Source organism: Saccharopolyspora ipomoeae, assembly GCF_029952525.1.
Lineage (GTDB): Bacteria > Actinomycetota > Actinomycetes > Mycobacteriales > Pseudonocardiaceae > Saccharopolyspora > Saccharopolyspora ipomoeae.
In genome coordinates, this window is record NZ_JASAOF010000011.1 from 34254 (window position 1) to 50111 (window position 15858).

Genomic DNA, 15858 nt, shown 5'->3' on the forward strand with positions numbered 1-15858 from the left:
AGCGGACGGCGCCACGCGCAGCGCCGCGAAATCGATCCCCTAGGGTGGGGGCATGAGTGTGGAGGCAGCCCATGACCAGGACGAACACAAGTCCTCGGCCGGCCGCGTGCAGTCGGTCGACCGCGCGGTGGCGCTGCTCAACGCGGTGGCGGCGAGCTCCCCGGAGGGGAGGCCTGCCGCCGAACTCGCTGCGGACTGCGGGCTCAACCGCGCGACCGCGTGGCGGCTGCTCGCCACGCTGGAACACCACGGGCTGATCGAGCGCGACCCGGTCACCAACCGCTACGCGATCGGCTTCGCGATCAGCCGGATGGCGGCCACTGCGGGTGTGGACGTGCTGGTGCGGCGCGCCCACGACGTTCTGGAGCGCCTGAGCCGGAAGACCGGCGAGACGGCGAACCTCGCCGTCGTGCAGCGGCTCGGGCTGACCTACGTGGACGAAGTGGTGCCGCCCGTGGTGCTCAGCGCTCGCTGGCTCGGCCGGCAGGTCCCGATCCACGCGACGTCGGCCGGCAAGGCGTTCCTGGCCTGGCTGCCGGAGGACGAGGTCGAAGCGATGCTCGCCTCCCCGCTGCCGGAGTACACGGCCACCACCCGCACCGACCAGGACGCGCTGCGCTCCGAACTCGCCGAAATCCGGGAGCAGGGTTACAGCGTCAGCGTCGGCGAGCTGGAATCCCAGGTGTACGGCGTCGCGGCGCCGGTGTTGGACACCAGCCGCCGCCCCTTCGCCATCGTCAGCATCTGGGGTCCGCGTGACCGCGTGCCGGAGTCCCGCTTCGCCGAACTCGGTGCCCTGGCCCGCGACGCCGCTTCGGAGATCGCTGCCGCGATGGCGTGAAACGCGGACGCCTCGTGGTGGTCGGTGGGAGGTTCACTCCCGCCTGCGGGGCTGGGTGTCCTCGTGGATGTGCTGGGCCTCCTCCCAGTACTCCTCGGCGTGGCGCATGGCGGAGGCGAGGACGCCGTTCATGCGTTCGAGGTCTCTGATCGCGCGGTCCAGGGCTTCGTGCGGGTGGTCCCGGAGCGCTTCGCGGTAGAGGCGGTCGCGATCGACCTGATCGAGCTTGTTGGTCAGCTCCTGGGCCAGGTTGTGCAAGGACCCCAACACCCCGAGCAGTGCTGCGCCGAACGGCGGCCAGTCCAAGGAGACCAGGTCGGCCGCGGCGCAGTTCCGCATGGCGCTGTCGAGCGATTCCCTGGCCGCGTACATGTCTTCGAGGGGGTGGTCAGCCATGACTTCCTGCCTTCGCCGATCTGGTCGAGCTCGTTGCTACCCGGTGGGCGGCTAACTCAAACTCCCGCGGCCCACTCGCGCGCGGGACGTGCGGATCGGCCGGATCCGGCGTCTCCTGCAGACCTGGCGCGCGACGCCGATCCTGGAGCAGAGCGGCTCGGCGGGCAGATCGCATCGATTTCAGGAGGTCATCGACATGGCAGGCGAAACCACCAAGCGAGCTGACGACCACTTGCTGACACCCGACAACGCGGTGCTGGTGCTCATCGACTACCAGCCCGAGCAGGTCGGCACCGTCCGTTCGATCGGGCATGACGAGCTGATGCTCAACATCACCGCCGTGGCGCGGGCCGCGCAGGCCTACGACCTGCCGGTGGTCCTGAGCACCGTCGGTGTCGAGCTCGGCGTCAACACGGGCACCATCGCCGAGTTGCGCGATGCGCTGCCCGCGACGAAGGAGATCGACCGAACGACGCTGAACTCCTGGGAGGACGAGGACTTCCGCGCCGCTGTGGAGGCGACCGGCCGGAAGAAGATCATCATGACCGGTCTGTGGACCGAGGTGTGCGTGGCGTTCCCGACGCTGGACCTGCTCCGCGAGGGCTACGAGGTGTACCCGGTGGCCGACGCGATCGGCGGCATCAGCAGCACCGCGCACGAGCAGGCCATGGTCCGCATGACCAGCGCGGGAGCCCAGCCGGTCACCGCCATCTCCCTGGTCGCCGAGCTGCAGCGCGACTGGGGCAGGCCGGACGCCGACGAGCTCCGGGGCATCATGCGCTGGTACTTCCCGAAGCTCGACGACCTCAGCGCGAAGGGCTGACGACCGGCCCGCCCTGCCGGGCCGGGTTCACGGGCGGTGCGGCACCGCCCTCAGGAGCGTGACCCGCACGGTTCCGCCGGGCACGTCGTAGGTCCGCTCCTCGCCCTGCCGGGCCCCGGTCAGCGCGGCTCCTAGGGGAGACTCGGGGGAGTAGACGGCGAGCCCGTCGGCGTCGGCTCCGTCGCGCGTGCCGAGCAAGAAGGTCTCGGTCTCGCCGTCGTCGAACCGGACGGTCAGCAGCATCCCGGGTTCGGCGACCCCGTCGTCCGGTGGCGGCTCGCCGACCACGGCGTTGCTGAGCAGGTCCCTGATCTCGCGGATGCGGGCACGTCGGTGCCCCTCGTCCACCAGCGGGTCGGACTCGGTGTCGATCTCGGCAGCAGAACGGCGGTTGAGCAGCTCGGCGAGCTCCGCCCGCAGCCGGTCGTGGACCTGCTGCGTCATCCAACGGCCTTGAGTGGTGGTCATGGGCTTCCTCTTGTCGATAGATCGGGCTCGGTCACCGGGGCAGCGGGTGGGGCGGGTGCAGTGCGTTGTCCGCGTTCGGCACGACGGTGCCCGGATTTCTCGTCCGAGGTTCGGGTCGGGCTGGAAAGCGCGGACTCTCGCGAAGCGGCACCTGGACGTCCGGCCCGTTCGCTGGGCGGGGCACCGCTGGAGGTGAAGTTCAGCTCGCGCGCTCTCGCCGCCGGGGACGCACCGGTCTGAGCCAGGTTCCGCGGTGGTCCGGGGGCGGGGCGAGCACCGTCGGAGCACGGCCGGTGTCTGCGATGCCAACGCCCATGACCAGCCCTCCCGTGAAGTGACCTCACCGTTCAACGCCGATCGTGGCAGAACCCGACGCGGACGGCGCTGTGGAAAACGAACAATTCAACACCTCACACGTGTGCGAATCCTCCACCACCCGCTGCCGCAACGTTGCTGCTTGACCGTGACGGACGACCGAGACACGTGATCACGGCATTGATCGCAGGGGTGTCGGGACCACCGGTGGTGGGTCCCATTTCGTGGTCGTCGGTCGGTAGAGCCTGAGCATCAGCCGGAACGGGCCTGCCGGCACCGGGAGCCAGTTCGCTGTCGCCTCCGGTCGCGCGGTGCTGATCTTGATTGTCAGCGACCCGTCCCTGCCGTAGGCCAGCCCGGGAGTGCGGTCGCCGATGGCATATCGGCCGATCTCGTTGTCCACCAGCAGGCCCTTCGCGTGGTAGGCGGTCAGGGACCAGAACGCGTCGACCGGGGGCAGCGATCCGGTTTCGAACGTCAGCCGGTAGTCCGATGCGCCGCCGTCGAGGAGATCTCCGTTGGAGTCGACTTCGCAGACCGGGTACAGCGCTTCGGAGGCGGGGTTGATGAAGATCTGCGAGTGGGCTACGGCGGCCCGCAGCAGGTGGTCGGTGCCGAAGTCGGTTCCGGTGTCGTTGATCGCCCAGCCGTTGGCTGGTCGGCCGAGTCGGCGCACGTGGTCGGCGATGTCCTGGAGCCCGCGTCGCAGACCGTCGGCGACCTCCAGCGGAGAGGAGTTGTCCAGCACTCGGGTCAGCGCCCGTCGGAGGGGGACGTCGACTACTGCAGGTGCGGCGTCGACCAGGACCTGCTGGAGCGCCCGCGTGAAGGCGTCGGGATCGGTGGTCTCGTCCTCGCGGGACAGGCGGGCGAGTTCCAGGTCGTCGGCGGCATTCGGGTGAACGTCGTCGACGGGCAGACGTTGCAGCTCGATGGAGTCCTGCAGCCGATGAACGGTGGCGAGATCGTCGCCCGATTCCTCCGGCTCGACCAAGATCCGCCCGACGACCATGGCATAGCGCCACGGGGTGTGCAGTCGAACTTCGTCGTCGGTGACCTCGCACCGGGCCGGTCCGCGCGTGATCGAGACCGCGGGCAGCCGTTGGCCCTGTGCCGGTGCGCTGATCGTGATCGGGGTGCTGGTGTCAGGTAGGGCGACCTGGAAGCTCGCGTATCGGGTGCCGAAGTCCGGGAACCGCAAGGTGAAGCTGTTGTGCTGGACGTCCAGCCAGGCGACGGAGTAGAGGGTGTCGACGTTGGGGGCGACACCGACGGTCAGCGTCGGATCGGAGAGCCGACGCTGATGTCCGAGGGTGTTCAGCGGGGCACCCGCGGAGTTGAGCGGTCGTGCCGCGGTCGGGTCCAGCGGCTGGGTGAAGTTGAGACGTACCCGCTGGGCGAAGACGAGCGGGTAGGCCCACACCTGGACCGCCCGCGCGTCCTCGTCGAGGCCGGTCGTTCGATCGTCGGACACATCGCCTCCCTACTGATCTGAACTCGGTTCAATTACGATAGTCGAATCGCGTCCTCGATCCCACTGGGTGCGGGAGCGATACCGAGAACATGACGCGCACGCGAGGATGGGTGGGGACATGGGACCGCTCGGCTATGACACCAACGATCTGCCCCAGTTCGGGAGATCGGCGAGTGACGACATCCTCCCGGCCGAGGAGTGGAGCCGCTCGTCCTGGGTTGAGTCGCTGGGCGTGCAAGCCGCGATCTACGCCACGCCCGCAGTGCTGCAGTACGCGCAGATGTCGGAGCAGGTGCTGCGGCCCGGTGCGCCGGGTCGGATGGCCTCGTTCATGCACGAGCGGGTCCCGGCCGGCCCGGATTTCCACGCGTTTCGAGCGCCCAATGTGGACACCCTCTACTCCAACGCGTGGGTGCGCGTGGGCGAGGAGCCGGTCGAGCTCCGGCTCCCGGATTTCGGGGAACGCTACTTCACCGTCCAGGTCGTCGACGCCTACAGCAACTCCATCAACATCAGCGCCCGGACCTTCGGCGCGGCTGCGGCCCGCTACTGGTTGGTCCCGCCCGACTGGTCGGGAGAAGTGCCCGATGACGTCACTGTCGTGCGGGTCGCGACCGCCATCATCTGGTTGTTGCTCCGAATCCAGGTGCTGGACGGCGACCTCGGCGTGGTCCACGAGCTGCAGGACCACGTCACCGTGGCTGGTGGCGCGCCCGGTGGCGACCTCGGCCCCGTGATGGGCGCCGCAGAGGTGGAGGACGACTGGCGCGCCTTCTACCGCGCGTTCGACGCGGTGCTGCGCCTCAACGCGTTCCCCTGTGACGAGTGGGCCCACGTGCGGCAGTTCCGGGGCCTGGGGTTGCTCGGGCCGAGTCCCTGGGATCCGGCCGCGCTCGACGCGGCAACGGCGGGCGCGTTGGAGCGCTCCTTCGCCACCGCGCAGGCACTGCTGCGCTCCTCGCGCCCTCAGCTGGGCGTTGCGACCGGAACCGGGTGGACGCGCGTGCTCGACAAGGGGGCGCACGGGCACAACTTCCTTGCTCGGGCGGTGATGAATCACGTAGGCCTCGGCGCCAACGTCGCGGAGGAGAACACGTCGTTCAACACGCACGTGGACTCCGCCGGGCGGAGGCTGGCCGGGCGCGATGGTCCGTACTTTCTCGAATTCGCCGTGCAGCCACCGCAAACGGCGTTCTGGAGCGTGACCCTCTACCACGCCGAGACGGGTCGGCTCTACGCCAACCCCGCGCACCGCCACTCCCTGGGCAGCGCAGCGCTCGCCGGTAATGGGGGATCGGCGCGACTGGTTCTCAGCCACGCCGATCCGGGTGCCGCGAACTGGCTTCCGTGCCCGGAGAGCGAGTTCTACCTGATCCTGCGCATCTACTCGCCCGGCCGGGAGGTCATCGCGGGATCCTGGCTGCCCGCTCCGGTGCGTCGAGAGGCGGGCGCGGGCGACGACGGACTATGACCGAACCGGCGGGGAGTCCGGCTCGTCGGCAGCCGGGCTCCCCTCCCGGGCCATGTCGTCGCGCGAGGTTTCGTGCATCGTCGCGACGACGACCAGGCCCACCAGCGCGGCGAACACCGCGTAGAACGCCGGAGAGAGCGTGAGCCCGGTGACCTTGACCAGTCCGGTCGCGATCAGTGACACGAGTCCGGTCCCGATGACGCCGCCCACGTTGAAGCCGAGCGAGATCCCGGTGTAGCGCACCCTGGTCGGGAACAGCTCGCTGTACTGCGTGTAAACCACGCCCTGCTGGATGCTGAACGGGATGTTGAGGACCAGCGCGGCGACGATGGCCAGGACGAGCGAACCTTGCTGCATCACCCAGAAGCACGGGACCGCGAGCAGGACGAACCCCAGCATCGCGCTGGCGAGGACGCGGCGGCGACCGAGACGGTCGCTCAGGGCACCGGCCCAGGGGATGACGGCCAGTGGCATGAGCACGATCAGCACGATCAGCCAGAGCGACCCCGTCAGCGGGTAGCGCAGCACCGCCGAGAGGTGGACGAGCAGGTAGACCGAAGCGAGCCCGCCGGTGGTCATGGTCGAGTAGGCGATGCCGATGACTCGGAGGACTGAGGCCTTGTGAGTCCGAAGCACCTCCGTGACAGGCGCTTTGGGCGGCGTCGAGTTCTTCGCCATCTGCACGAACAGCGGGGAGTCTTCGACTCGCATGCGGTAGACGACCGCCCCGACCAGCAGGGGAGCGGCGATGAGGAACGGGACCCGCCAGCCCCAGCTGCTCATCTGTTGCGCGGACGTGAGTGCGCTCAGGATCGCGACGGTCCCCGCGGCGCTGGCGATGCCGAGTGAGATTCCGATCGAGGTCGCGGAACCGAACAGGCCGCGCCTCCGTGAGGGTGCCGACTCGGTGGACAGCGAAGCGGCCCCGCCGATTTCGCCCCCCGCGGCGAGTCCCTGAACGATGCGGAGGAGGGTCAGGAGGATGGGTGCCCCGATGCCGATCGAGGCGTAGGTCGGGAGGATTCCGGTCAGGATCGTGGCGGCTCCCATCACCGCGACGGTGGCCATGAGCACGGCTTTCCGGCCGCGCCGGTCACCGATGCGGCCGAAGATCAACCCGCCGAGGGGTCTGGCCAGGGAGCCGGTGGCGACCACCCCCAACGTCCCAAGCAGTCCGACGAGGCTGTCGCCCGCAGGAAAGAACAGCGGTGCCAGGACGACGGCGAGGTAGCCGTAGATGGCGAAGTCGTAGTACTCGATGGCGGTTCCGGCTGATGCTGCCACGCTGGCGCGGCGGGCCAGGCGTTCGCGATCACGCATTGCTTGTGTCGACATCGGCGCTCCTTTGCGCTCGGCAACGACCGTCGCAGTCGTTCGGCCGGCAGTGCCGACACCGTAGACATGAATTGACATCAGTTCAACAGCTTCGCGCTGAGAAGGGCGACGCTGAAAGCCGAAGGGAGCGTTCGGATGTGAACGCCCGCGTGTTCTCAGAGCCGGACGAGGGTCTTGCCTGTTGTGCGACCGGCCAGCATGTCGGCCAATGCGGTGGGTGCGGACTCGAGACCTTCGTAGATGCTCTCCCGGTGGACGAGGCGCCCCTCGGCCAGCCAGCATCCGAGCCGTTGCTGCATCTCATCGAGCAGCGGAACGTGCGCGCTGCCGCGGAATCCGCGCAGGGTGAGGTTCTTCGAAGTGGCGAGGAACAGGTTGCGCGGTCCCGCCGCCGCTCCCTCGTACTCGGAGATCGACCCGCACAGCGCGATCCGGCCGTTGTCGTTCAACGCGTGGAGCGCGGCTTCGAGGTGAGTGCCGCCGACGGAGTCGAAGCAGAGCCCCAGCCCCTCGGGTGCGGCCTGCTGCAGTGACTCCGACAACGGACGCGAACGCCAGTTGAAGGCCGCATCCACGCCGACCTCGTCGAGCAGCCAGGCCACCTTCTCGTCGCTTCCGGCGCTGGCCACGACCCGCAGTCCGCTGAGCTTCGCGATCTGGCACACCAGGTTGCCGACGGCGCCGGCGCCGGCCGACACCCAGATCGTGCCGGTGTCGTCCAACGCGTCGATCACGTGCAGGCCGGCGTAGGCGGTCAGGCCCATCGCCCCGAGCGGGCCCAAGTACGCATGGGCCGGAACGGCGTCGACGTCGAGACGGCGCAGGCTCGCGATGCCGTTCATCGCGACCTCCCCGGAATCGACCACCGCATGGCTGCGCCAGCCGTAGGAGTGCCACACCGTGCTGCCGACGGGGAAGCCGTCGGCCTGCGACTCCTCGACGACCCCGACGGCGAAGACGCCGTCCATCGCCGACCCGGGCGGGAAGGCGGGGAAGTAGCCCTGCGGCGCATCGGCGCGCAGGCGCAGCCGCAGCCCGGGATCCACCGATGTCCAGGTGTTGCGCACCAGCACCTGCCCCGGCCCGGGGTCGGGCAATTCGACGGTCGTGAGCTCGAAGTGGCGTCGGCCGACCTCGCCGGCCGGCAGTTCGCGCACCTGCACTTGGACGCTTTCCATGAGGTCTCCTGGAGGTCGTGGGTTTCAGGGCTTCGGGCTGTGCTGGGGGAGGACCACTGCGCGGCCGAGGACCCGGCCGTGCCGGAGGTCGTCGAGCGCCTCGTCCGCGTCGTCGAGCGGATAGGTCGTGGTCTCGGCGCGGAGGTCGTGCTCGCGCGCGAGCGCGACGACCTCGGTGAGTTCGTCCCGGGAGCCCCAGAACGGGAGGCGCACCCGCGCTCCCGGTGGCAGTGCGGCGCCTTTCGCGACGGGCAGAGTGCCGCCTGCGCTGCCGATGACGACGATCTCGCCGCTCCGGCGCAGCGATCGCGCGGCCAACGCCATCGTCGCGTCGCTGCCGACGAAGTCCAGCACGACGTCCGCGTGCCGCGGGTGCAGCGCGCCGTGCACCTCGTCCGGGGCGCAGGCGATCGCGGCGCCGCAGGCGAGTGCGAGGTCGCGGGCGTCGCCGCGGACGTCCACGGCGATGACGCGGGCGTGCGAGGTGGCGGTGAGAACGCTGATCGCGAGGTGGCCCAGGCCGCCGACACCGATCACGAGCGCGATCGCGTCCGGTTCCGCGAGCGCGTCCCGGCACCCGCTGATCGCGTGGTACGACGTGAGTCCCGCGTCGGCCAGCGTAGCCGCGAGAGCCGGATCGAGACCGTCGGCGGGGACGAGGCGCCCGGCTTCGACGACCATCTCATCGGCGAGCCCGCCGTTGACGCCCAGGCCGATACCCGCTGCGCCCGGATCGGGGCGGTCGCAGTAGTTCGGCCTTCCCGCCGTGCACCGCGCGCACTGACCGCACCCCCACGGGCTGTGGACGATCACCTGGTCGCCGACGTGGACGCCGGTCGTGCCCGGCCCGAGTTCGGCTACTCGACCGCAGGTTTCGTGGCCGAGCGTGTACGGCGTCGGCCAGGTCGTGGCAGGGCCGACGCCAGTCGTGTCGATGACGTGCAGATCAGACTGGCAGAGGCCAGCGGCCAGAACCTCCAGTCGAACCTGACCGGCCGTCGGCACTGGGGAGGGGACCTCGGTCAGTCCGCTGCTGCCGTCGGTGAACATCCGGTACGCGCGCACGCTGCCCCTCCTCGGCTGGGGACTGGTTCCTAAAATGAACTTAGTTCAGTATGAGCGACTCCAGGCCTCTGCCACAACGATGTGAATGCGCTACTTCCGACGGCTGGTCGACGCGCTAACCGTCGATCAACTCGGTCGGCGGCTGGGGCTCCGGCGTTCGACGGCGCTTGACACGCGCGAGCTGACGGCCCAGTATTGAATTGAAGTCAGTTCAAGGAGGAAACATGGCAGTTGAGGACGACATCCAGTTCGAGAAGGACGGCAACGTCGCGCGCGTTTGGTTGAACCGACCGCACAAGCGCAACTGCATCACGGTGCCGATGCTCAACCGGCTCGACGAGATCATCACCGAGATCGACAACGACCCCGAGCTGCGCGTCCTGGTCGTCCGCGGCCGTGAGAACACCTTCTCGTCCGGCTTCGACCTGGACAGCCTGCAATCCGACTTCATCGGCTCGAGCACCGCGATGGACGTCGCCGTGGTGTCGGCCAAGGTCTGCGACCGGCTCTACAACATGTCGACGCCGTCGGTGGCCGTCATCGAGGGCTACGCCACCGCGGGCGGGTTCGAGGTCATGATCTCCTGCGACTTCGCGATCGCCGAGGACGACGCGAAGATCGGTGACTTCCACATCCGCCGCGCCCTGTTCGGCGGTGCCGGTCCGATCTACCGCCTGCCGCGCATGCTGGGCATCCGCAAGACCAAGGAGCTCATGCTCACCGGAAAGCTGCTCAGCGGCAAGGAGGCCGACGACTTCGACCTCGTCAACGCCAGCGCTCCGGCCGCTGAGCTGGACGAGACCGTCGAGAAGTTCATCAGCCACCTCACCGACAAGAGCCCGTTCCAGATGAAGCTCACCAAGATGGCGGTGGACCGGGGCCTGGACGCCGACATCGCCTCGCTGATGGTGCTGGAGCACCTCGCCGTGGGGGTCACGCTCAACTCTCAGGACGCGGCCGAAGGTGTCTCGGCGTTCCTGGAGAAGCGCGACCCGAAGTGGACCGGTCGCTGAACGGGTGCTCCGTCGCGTGGTGATCGAGCAGTGGTGCTGGCAGAGGAGCTTGAGATGACGAAGCCGACCGTCGTGGACGCCGATCCCGAGCTCGGTGCGCGGGTTCGCGCCGAGCTCGGCGGGTCAGGTCCGTTGCGGACGCTGGAAGGTGGCCGCAGCGGATTGACCTACGCGGTTACCGACTCCGCTGGGAAGGACCACGTCATCAAGGCGGTACCGCCGGGGCGGCGTGCGGTGGGTCGCAACGACGTCCTGCGGCAGTCGCACGTGCTCTCGGCGCTGGCCGACGCCGGCGCCGGACCCGGGGTGCCGCTTCCCGCAGTCACCGCTCGAAGCGAGGCGGAGCCGGCCTGGTTCGCCATGGAACGCGCTGCCGGGACGGCCGGGGAACCGGTGCTCGAAGAGCATTCGCTGTCTCCGGGGATCGCCCGGGATCGGATGTTCGCGGCGGCGCGCATCCTCCGCGAGCTGCACGCGGTGCCGCTCGCGGAGATCGAAGCCGGTCTGCGCTCGGCCGGTGGCGAGGTCCCGGAACCACTGCGCCCCGCGGACGAGCTCGTGCGCTGGACCAGGACGATGCAGGCCGTTCCCGAAGAGCTCCGATCCGGTTCGGCGGCGTTGTTGTCCGCGCTGGAGATCGCAGTGCCCGACGCGGTGGGCCCGGTGCTGGTGCACGGCGACTTCCGGCTCGGGAACCTGCTGTGCGCGGGTGCCGAGCCGACGGCGTTGGTCGACTGGGAGATCTGGAGCATCGGTGATCCGCGGGTCGACCTCGGTTGGTTCGGGGTTTTCACCGACGGCGCGTTGTTCCCCGGGGTCGGCCGCGTCGTGGCGGAGCTGCCGTCCGAAGCGGAGCTGCTGGCGGCCTACGGGAACCCGGAACCGCCGGACTACGCGTGGTTCCGCGCGCTCGGGCGGATGAAGATGGCCGCGATCATGGGGCACAACCTGAAGCGGCACCGCGAGGGCGTGCACCACGACCCGGTCCAGGAGCAACTCCCGGCCACCATCGGTGCGCTGATCGCCTCGGGGCGTTCGATCCTCGAAGAGGTGGCGCGATGACAGTGCCGACTCCTGGGGAGCTGTTCGGGCTGCGGGGCAAGACGGCACTGGTCACCGGTGCGTCGTCGGGGCTGGGCGCGCGGTTCGCGATGGTGCTGGCCGCGGCCGGCGCGACCGTGTGGATCACGGCCCGTCGCGAGGAGAAGCTCAACGCGCTGGCAGCGACGAATCCGGCTCTTCGCGTCCTGCCCGGCGACCTCGCCGATGAACGGTCCAGGGAGAAGTTGATCGCCGCGATCGCCGCTGATGCCGGGGCCGTCGATGTGCTGGTGAACAACGCAGGCACGGACAGCGGTGCGAAGCCGTTGGACGAGACTCCGACCGGGTTCGCGGGGGTGCTCGGCACAAACCTGGTCGCCCCGTTCCACCTGGCGCAACTCGCGGCGCGCGCGGCGGACGGGAAGTCGTTGTCGGTGATCAACGTCAGTTCGATCCTCGGACTGGTCTCCGCGGCTCCGCTGGGCGGCGCGAGCTACGCCTCGGCCAAGGCCGGCCTGATCGGTCTCACCCGGGAGCTCGCCGGGCATTGGGGCGGTCGCGGTGTGCGCGTCAACGCGCTGGCACCGGGGTGGTTCCGAACGGAGATGAACGACGAACTGTTCGCCGACGACCGGTCGGTGCGCTGGATCGAGCGCAACACCATGCTCCGCCGGGCCGGAGAAGGCTCCGAGCTGGACGGGGCACTGCTCTTCCTCGCATCAGCGGCGTCGAACTACTGCACCGGTCAGGTGCTGGCGGTCGATGGAGGGTGGACGGCCCGATGACGAGCATCGATGAATTCGTCGCCGAGGCGCGCACGTGGCTGGAGCAGAACGCGACACCACGCCAGGACGCCGATGCGTCCCGCGCATCGGTGTCGGTGTTCCACAACCTGCCGGCCGACGAGGAACGAGCGCTGCTCGACCGCGTCTGCGCCTGGCAACGCCTGCGGTTCGACGCCGGCTACGGCGCACTGACCTGGCCCGAATCCGACGGGGGTGCCGGGCTGACACCAGCGCACGAGGAGGCGTTCGTCGAGCTGGAGCGAGAGTTCGACACTCCCGGCCAGCACGAGTTGGCGTCGGTCAGCGCTCATCTGATCGCGCCGACGATCGACTTGTTCGGCACCCCGGAACAGCGTCGGCGCCTAGTTCGGCCGCTGCTGCGGGGCGACGAACTCGCCTGCCAGCTGTTCTCCGAGCCGTCCGCGGGATCCGACCTCGCCGGGCTCGCCACCCGCGCCGAGCAGCGAGGAACGGAATGGGTGGTCAACGGGCAGAAGGTGTGGAGCTCGGGCGCCCAGTTCGCGGGGTGGGGCGAGCTCATCGCGCGAACCGACCCGGACGCCCCGAAGCACCGCGGTCTCACGGCGTTCCTGCTGCCGATGGACACCCCCGGCGTCGAGGTGCGTCCGCTGCGGCAGATGTCGGGAGGGGCGTCGTTCTGCGAGGTGTTCCTCGACGACGTTCGCATCCCGGACACCTGGCGCCTCGGTGAGGTCGGTGCGGGCTGGAAGGTCACCCTCGCCACGTTGGGCTTCGAGCGCAGCCACTCCGGTGCGAACACCGAACTCGGCGGCGGTTACCGGCATCTGGTGGCGACCGCGCGCAGGCTCGGCAGGCTCGACGATCCCGACGTGCGGCGCGGGCTGGCCGAGGTGTGGGTGCGGGAGAAGGTCGGCGAACTGGCGGCGACCCGGGACCGCGAGGCGCGGCTGGACGGTGCCGAGCCGACCTCCATCGGCTCGCTGCGCAAGCTCGCATGGGCGCAGAAGCTCAAGCAGGTCAGCGAAGTCGCGGTCACCGTGCTGGGGAACCGGCTGGTCGTCGACACCGGTGACGACGTGTACCAGTGGACCGAACACGTGCTGGGAGCGCCCGGGTACCGGATCGCGGGCGGGTCGGATGAGATCCAGCGCAACATCATCGCCGAACGCGTTCTGGGCCTGCCCACCGAACCGCGCGGTGACAAGGACGTGCCGTGGCGGGACATCCCGCGGTAGCCGCTGGACGGGAAGACAGACATGAGACGGGAGTGGCCATGCAGGCTGATAGCTCAGGCTCGGCGCGCACCGTGGCGGAGGCGGTCGCTGCGGCGCGGCCGCAGCGTAGCCCGCTCCGAGGGCGGACCGCGCTGGTGACCGGTGGTTCGCGCGGGCTCGGCCGGGAGATCTCGATCGCCTTCGCCGCGGCAGGCGCGGACGTCGCCGTGGTGTCCCGGAAGAAGGACGCCTGCGACCAGCTCGCGGGTGAACTCGCCGACGCCACGGGGCGCAGGGTGACCGCGCACGGAGCCCATGTCGGCGAGTGGGAACGACTGCCCGCCTTGCTCGACGAGGTCGAGGAGTCCCTCGGCCCGGTGGACATCGTGGTGAACAACGCGGGTATCGCCCCGGTCTACCCGAGCCTGACCGAGGTCTCGGAGCAGCTGTTCGACAAGGTCGTCGGCGTGAACCTCAAGGGACCGTTCCGCCTGATGGCCTTGGCCGGTGAGCGGATGGCGTCCCGTGACGGCGGAGCGATTCTCAACATCTCCTCGATGGCCTCGGGCCGGCCGACTCGGAGCGACTTGCCGTACGCGGCGGCGAAGGCGGCGTTGAACACGCTCACCGCGGGCTTCGCGCAGGAGTACGGCCCGCTGGTGCGGGTGAACACGATCCTCGCCGGGCCGTTCTTCACCGACATCAGTTCGGCGTGGGACATGGACGCGTTCGAGCAGATGGCCGAGACATGGCCGTCGAAGCGCGGGGGCGATCCCTCGGAGATCGTCGGTGCGGCGCTGTACCTGTGCGGACCGACGTCCAGCTACACGACCGGTTCGCTGCTGGCCGTCGACGGGGGGAGGCTGGCCGCGCCATGACACGAGTCGCGATGAGACTGGTGGACGACGGACTCGTCACCGACACGCCCGACGGTCCGGCGCTGCTGGGCAGCCGGTGCGCCGACTGCGCTGCGTGGACGTTCCCGCGGCAGACGGGGTGCCCGCGCTGCACCGGAGATCGCATGGCGGACACGCCGCTGGCGCGCAACGGCACGCTGTGGACGTTCACGATCCAGGGCTTCCGCCCGAAGGAACCGTACGCGGGACCCGAGGAGTTCGAACCGTTCGGGTTGGGTTACGTCGAGCTTCCCGGACAGCTCGTGGTGGAAGCCCGCTTGACGGAGTCGGATCCGGAGGCGCTGGAGATCGGGATGCCGATGCACCTGGAGCTGGTGCCATTTCGGACAGCGGACGACGGCGTTCCGGTGCACACCTTCGCGTTCGCCCCGGATCAGGAGGTGCGGAGATGACCGACGGTGTGGCGATCGTGGGGATCGGGATCCACCGGTTCGGGCGGACCGAGGGAGTCTCCGGCCGCGCTCAGGCCGTGCACGCCGCGCGGGATGCGTTGCGCGACGCGGGCCTGTCCTTCTCGGACATGCAGTTCGGGTTCGGCGGTTCGCACTCGGCCGGAGACGCCGACACGCTGGTCTCGGAGCTGGGGCTGACCGGATTGCCTTTCATCAACGTGGCCAACGGTTGTGCGACCGGTGGTTCGGCGCTGATCTCGGCCGACGCCGCGATTCGCTCCGGGCAGCACGATCTCGGCATCGTGATCGGGTTCGACAAGCACCCCCGGGGCGCGTTCAACGTGGATCCGGCCGAGCACGGCCTCGGCTCGTGGTACGGCGAGACGGGGATGATGGTCACCACCCAGTTCTTCGGCATGAAGATCCAGCGGTACCTGCACGACCACGACATCAGCCCCGACGTCCTCGCGTTGATCGCGGAGAAGTCCTTCCGGAACGGAGCGCTGAACCCCCACGCGTGGCGGCGCGACCAGCTCACCGCGGCTGAAATCGCCGCAGCACCGATGATCTCGCACCCGCTGACCCAGTACATGTACTGCTCGCCAGGGGAGGGCGCGGTCGCCTTGGTGCTGTGCCGCGCCGACAAGGCGAACCGGTACACCGAGAAACCCATCTTCCTGCGCGGTGCGGCGTTCCGCAGCCGTCGCTACGGATCGTTCGAGGTCTACGCGCCCTGGATCGCCATCGAGCGCGCGGAGTCGCCGACGGTGGAGGCATCGCAGGCGGCGTTCGACGCCGCGGGGATCTCACCGTCCGAAGTGGACATTGCCCAGATCCAGGACACCGAGTCCGGGGCGGAGCTGATGCACATGGCCGAGACCGGCCTGTGCGAGCACGGTGAGCAAGAGGACCTGATCAAGTCCGGGGGTACGGCGATCGACGGGCGGCTGCCGATCAACACCGATGGCGGGTGCATCGCCAACGGTGAGCCGGTCGGCGCCTCCGGGCTGCGGCAGATCTACGAGAACGCGCTCCAACTGCGCGGTGATGCCGGCGCCCATCAGGTGCCGTCTCCGCCGCGAGTGGGTTTCACGCACGTCTACGGTGCGCCGGGGATCAGCGCGTGCACGGTTCTGACCCGTTGAGAG

At 69.4% G+C, this 15858-nt stretch carries 16 protein-coding genes; 10 read left to right on the forward strand and 6 right to left on the reverse strand.

Going from position 1 to position 15858, the window contains the following annotated elements; genetic code table 11:
• The first annotated feature begins 52 nt into the window (after positions 1-52).
• The gene (locus QFW96_RS17870) at positions 53-841 is read left to right on the forward strand and encodes an IclR family transcriptional regulator (protein WP_281456819.1); all 789 of its coding nucleotides are present in this window, start codon (positions 53-55) and stop codon (positions 839-841) included.
• 33 nt (positions 842-874) lie between these two features.
• Here QFW96_RS17870 and QFW96_RS17875 read toward each other — a convergent pair whose 3' ends face one another.
• Positions 875-1237, reverse strand: coding sequence for a hypothetical protein (locus QFW96_RS17875; protein ID WP_281456820.1), 363 nt, complete (start codon positions 1235-1237; stop codon positions 875-877).
• A 196-nt stretch (positions 1238-1433) separates the two neighbouring features.
• Between QFW96_RS17875 and QFW96_RS17880 the strand changes: the two genes are divergently transcribed.
• A complete protein-coding gene (locus QFW96_RS17880; RefSeq protein WP_281456821.1) occupies positions 1434-2060 on the forward strand; it encodes a hydrolase in 627 nt (208 codons plus the stop codon).
• 27 nt (positions 2061-2087) lie between these two features.
• Here the strand turns inward: QFW96_RS17880 and QFW96_RS17885 are convergent, their stop codons facing one another.
• Positions 2088-2528: a GreA/GreB family elongation factor gene (locus QFW96_RS17885; protein ID WP_281456822.1), complete on the reverse strand. Its 441-nt coding sequence runs from the start codon at positions 2526-2528 to the stop codon at positions 2088-2090.
• A 487-nt stretch (positions 2529-3015) separates the two neighbouring features.
• Entirely contained in the window at positions 3016-4317 is a 1302-nt protein-coding gene (locus QFW96_RS17890; protein WP_281456823.1) for a DUF1214 domain-containing protein, read from the reverse strand.
• A 118-nt stretch (positions 4318-4435) separates the two neighbouring features.
• Between QFW96_RS17890 and QFW96_RS17895 the strand changes: the two genes are divergently transcribed.
• Positions 4436-5788 (forward strand): DUF1254 domain-containing protein, encoded by a 1353-nt coding sequence (locus QFW96_RS17895; protein ID WP_281456824.1) that lies wholly within the window; start codon positions 4436-4438, stop codon positions 5786-5788.
• Here the strand turns inward: QFW96_RS17895 and QFW96_RS17900 are convergent.
• From QFW96_RS17900 to QFW96_RS17910, 3 genes are all read right to left on the reverse strand, one after another.
• Positions 5783-7123 carry an MFS transporter gene (locus QFW96_RS17900; protein ID WP_281456825.1) on the reverse strand — a complete coding sequence of 447 codons (1341 nt, stop codon included), beginning with the start codon at positions 7121-7123 and terminating at the stop codon, positions 5783-5785. The two genes, QFW96_RS17895 and QFW96_RS17900, sit on opposite strands and share 6 nt — an antisense overlap.
• Positions 7124-7278: 155 nt before the next feature.
• The gene (locus tag QFW96_RS17905) at positions 7279-8301 is read right to left on the reverse strand and encodes an NADP-dependent oxidoreductase (RefSeq protein ID WP_281456826.1); all 1023 of its coding nucleotides are present in this window, start codon (positions 8299-8301) and stop codon (positions 7279-7281) included.
• A gap of 24 nt (positions 8302-8325) precedes the next feature.
• The gene (locus tag QFW96_RS17910) at positions 8326-9366 is read right to left on the reverse strand and encodes an alcohol dehydrogenase catalytic domain-containing protein (protein WP_281456827.1); all 1041 of its coding nucleotides are present in this window, start codon (positions 9364-9366) and stop codon (positions 8326-8328) included.
• Between the two features lie 224 nt (positions 9367-9590).
• Here QFW96_RS17910 and QFW96_RS17915 point away from each other — a divergent pair, with 224 nt between their 5' ends.
• Genes QFW96_RS17915 through QFW96_RS17945 form a run of 7 tightly spaced genes read left to right on the forward strand, consistent with a single transcriptional unit; the run spans position 9591 to position 15855 of the window.
• The gene (locus QFW96_RS17915) at positions 9591-10379 is read left to right on the forward strand and encodes an enoyl-CoA hydratase/isomerase family protein (RefSeq protein ID WP_281456828.1); all 789 of its coding nucleotides are present in this window, start codon (positions 9591-9593) and stop codon (positions 10377-10379) included.
• Positions 10380-10433: 54 nt separating this feature from the next.
• A complete protein-coding gene (locus QFW96_RS17920; RefSeq protein ID WP_281456829.1) occupies positions 10434-11441 on the forward strand; it encodes a phosphotransferase family protein in 1008 nt (335 codons plus the stop codon).
• Entirely contained in the window at positions 11438-12205 is a 768-nt protein-coding gene (locus QFW96_RS17925; RefSeq protein WP_281456830.1) for an SDR family NAD(P)-dependent oxidoreductase, read from the forward strand. Before QFW96_RS17920 ends, QFW96_RS17925 begins: the two co-directional genes overlap by 4 nt.
• Positions 12202-13422 (forward strand): acyl-CoA dehydrogenase family protein, encoded by a 1221-nt coding sequence (locus QFW96_RS17930; RefSeq protein ID WP_281456831.1) that lies wholly within the window; start codon positions 12202-12204, stop codon positions 13420-13422. The genes QFW96_RS17925 and QFW96_RS17930 overlap by 4 nt, the downstream gene beginning before the upstream one ends.
• A gap of 38 nt (positions 13423-13460) precedes the next feature.
• Entirely contained in the window at positions 13461-14279 is an 819-nt protein-coding gene (locus QFW96_RS17935; RefSeq protein ID WP_281456832.1) for an SDR family NAD(P)-dependent oxidoreductase, read from the forward strand.
• A gap of 11 nt (positions 14280-14290) precedes the next feature.
• Positions 14291-14710, forward strand: coding sequence for a Zn-ribbon domain-containing OB-fold protein (locus tag QFW96_RS17940; RefSeq protein WP_281456833.1), 420 nt, complete (start codon positions 14291-14293; stop codon positions 14708-14710).
• Positions 14707-15855, forward strand: coding sequence for a thiolase family protein (locus tag QFW96_RS17945; protein WP_281456834.1), 1149 nt, complete (start codon positions 14707-14709; stop codon positions 15853-15855). The genes QFW96_RS17940 and QFW96_RS17945 overlap by 4 nt, the downstream gene beginning before the upstream one ends.
• Positions 15856-15858: the final 3 nt, after the last annotated feature.

Coding starts and splice junctions, on each gene's coding strand:
- QFW96_RS17915 (WP_281456828.1), top strand. CDS start 9,591: ATGGCAGTTGAGGACGACATCCAGTTCGAGAAGGACGGCAACGTCGCG.
- QFW96_RS17930 (WP_281456831.1), top strand. CDS start 12,202: ATGACGAGCATCGATGAATTCGTCGCCGAGGCGCGCACGTGGCTGGAG.
- QFW96_RS17885 (WP_281456822.1), bottom strand. CDS start 2,528: ATGACCACCACTCAAGGCCGTTGGATGACGCAGCAGGTCCACGACCGG.
- QFW96_RS17870 (WP_281456819.1), top strand. CDS start 53: ATGAGTGTGGAGGCAGCCCATGACCAGGACGAACACAAGTCCTCGGCC.
- QFW96_RS17900 (WP_281456825.1), bottom strand. CDS start 7,123: ATGTCGACACAAGCAATGCGTGATCGCGAACGCCTGGCCCGCCGCGCC.
- QFW96_RS17875 (WP_281456820.1), bottom strand. CDS start 1,237: ATGGCTGACCACCCCCTCGAAGACATGTACGCGGCCAGGGAATCGCTC.
- QFW96_RS17895 (WP_281456824.1), top strand. CDS start 4,436: ATGGGACCGCTCGGCTATGACACCAACGATCTGCCCCAGTTCGGGAGA.
- QFW96_RS17905 (WP_281456826.1), bottom strand. CDS start 8,301: ATGGAAAGCGTCCAAGTGCAGGTGCGCGAACTGCCGGCCGGCGAGGTC.
- QFW96_RS17920 (WP_281456829.1), top strand. CDS start 10,434: ATGACGAAGCCGACCGTCGTGGACGCCGATCCCGAGCTCGGTGCGCGG.
- QFW96_RS17880 (WP_281456821.1), top strand. CDS start 1,434: ATGGCAGGCGAAACCACCAAGCGAGCTGACGACCACTTGCTGACACCC.
- QFW96_RS17935 (WP_281456832.1), top strand. CDS start 13,461: ATGCAGGCTGATAGCTCAGGCTCGGCGCGCACCGTGGCGGAGGCGGTC.
- QFW96_RS17945 (WP_281456834.1), top strand. CDS start 14,707: ATGACCGACGGTGTGGCGATCGTGGGGATCGGGATCCACCGGTTCGGG.
- QFW96_RS17940 (WP_281456833.1), top strand. CDS start 14,291: ATGAGACTGGTGGACGACGGACTCGTCACCGACACGCCCGACGGTCCG.
- QFW96_RS17925 (WP_281456830.1), top strand. CDS start 11,438: ATGACAGTGCCGACTCCTGGGGAGCTGTTCGGGCTGCGGGGCAAGACG.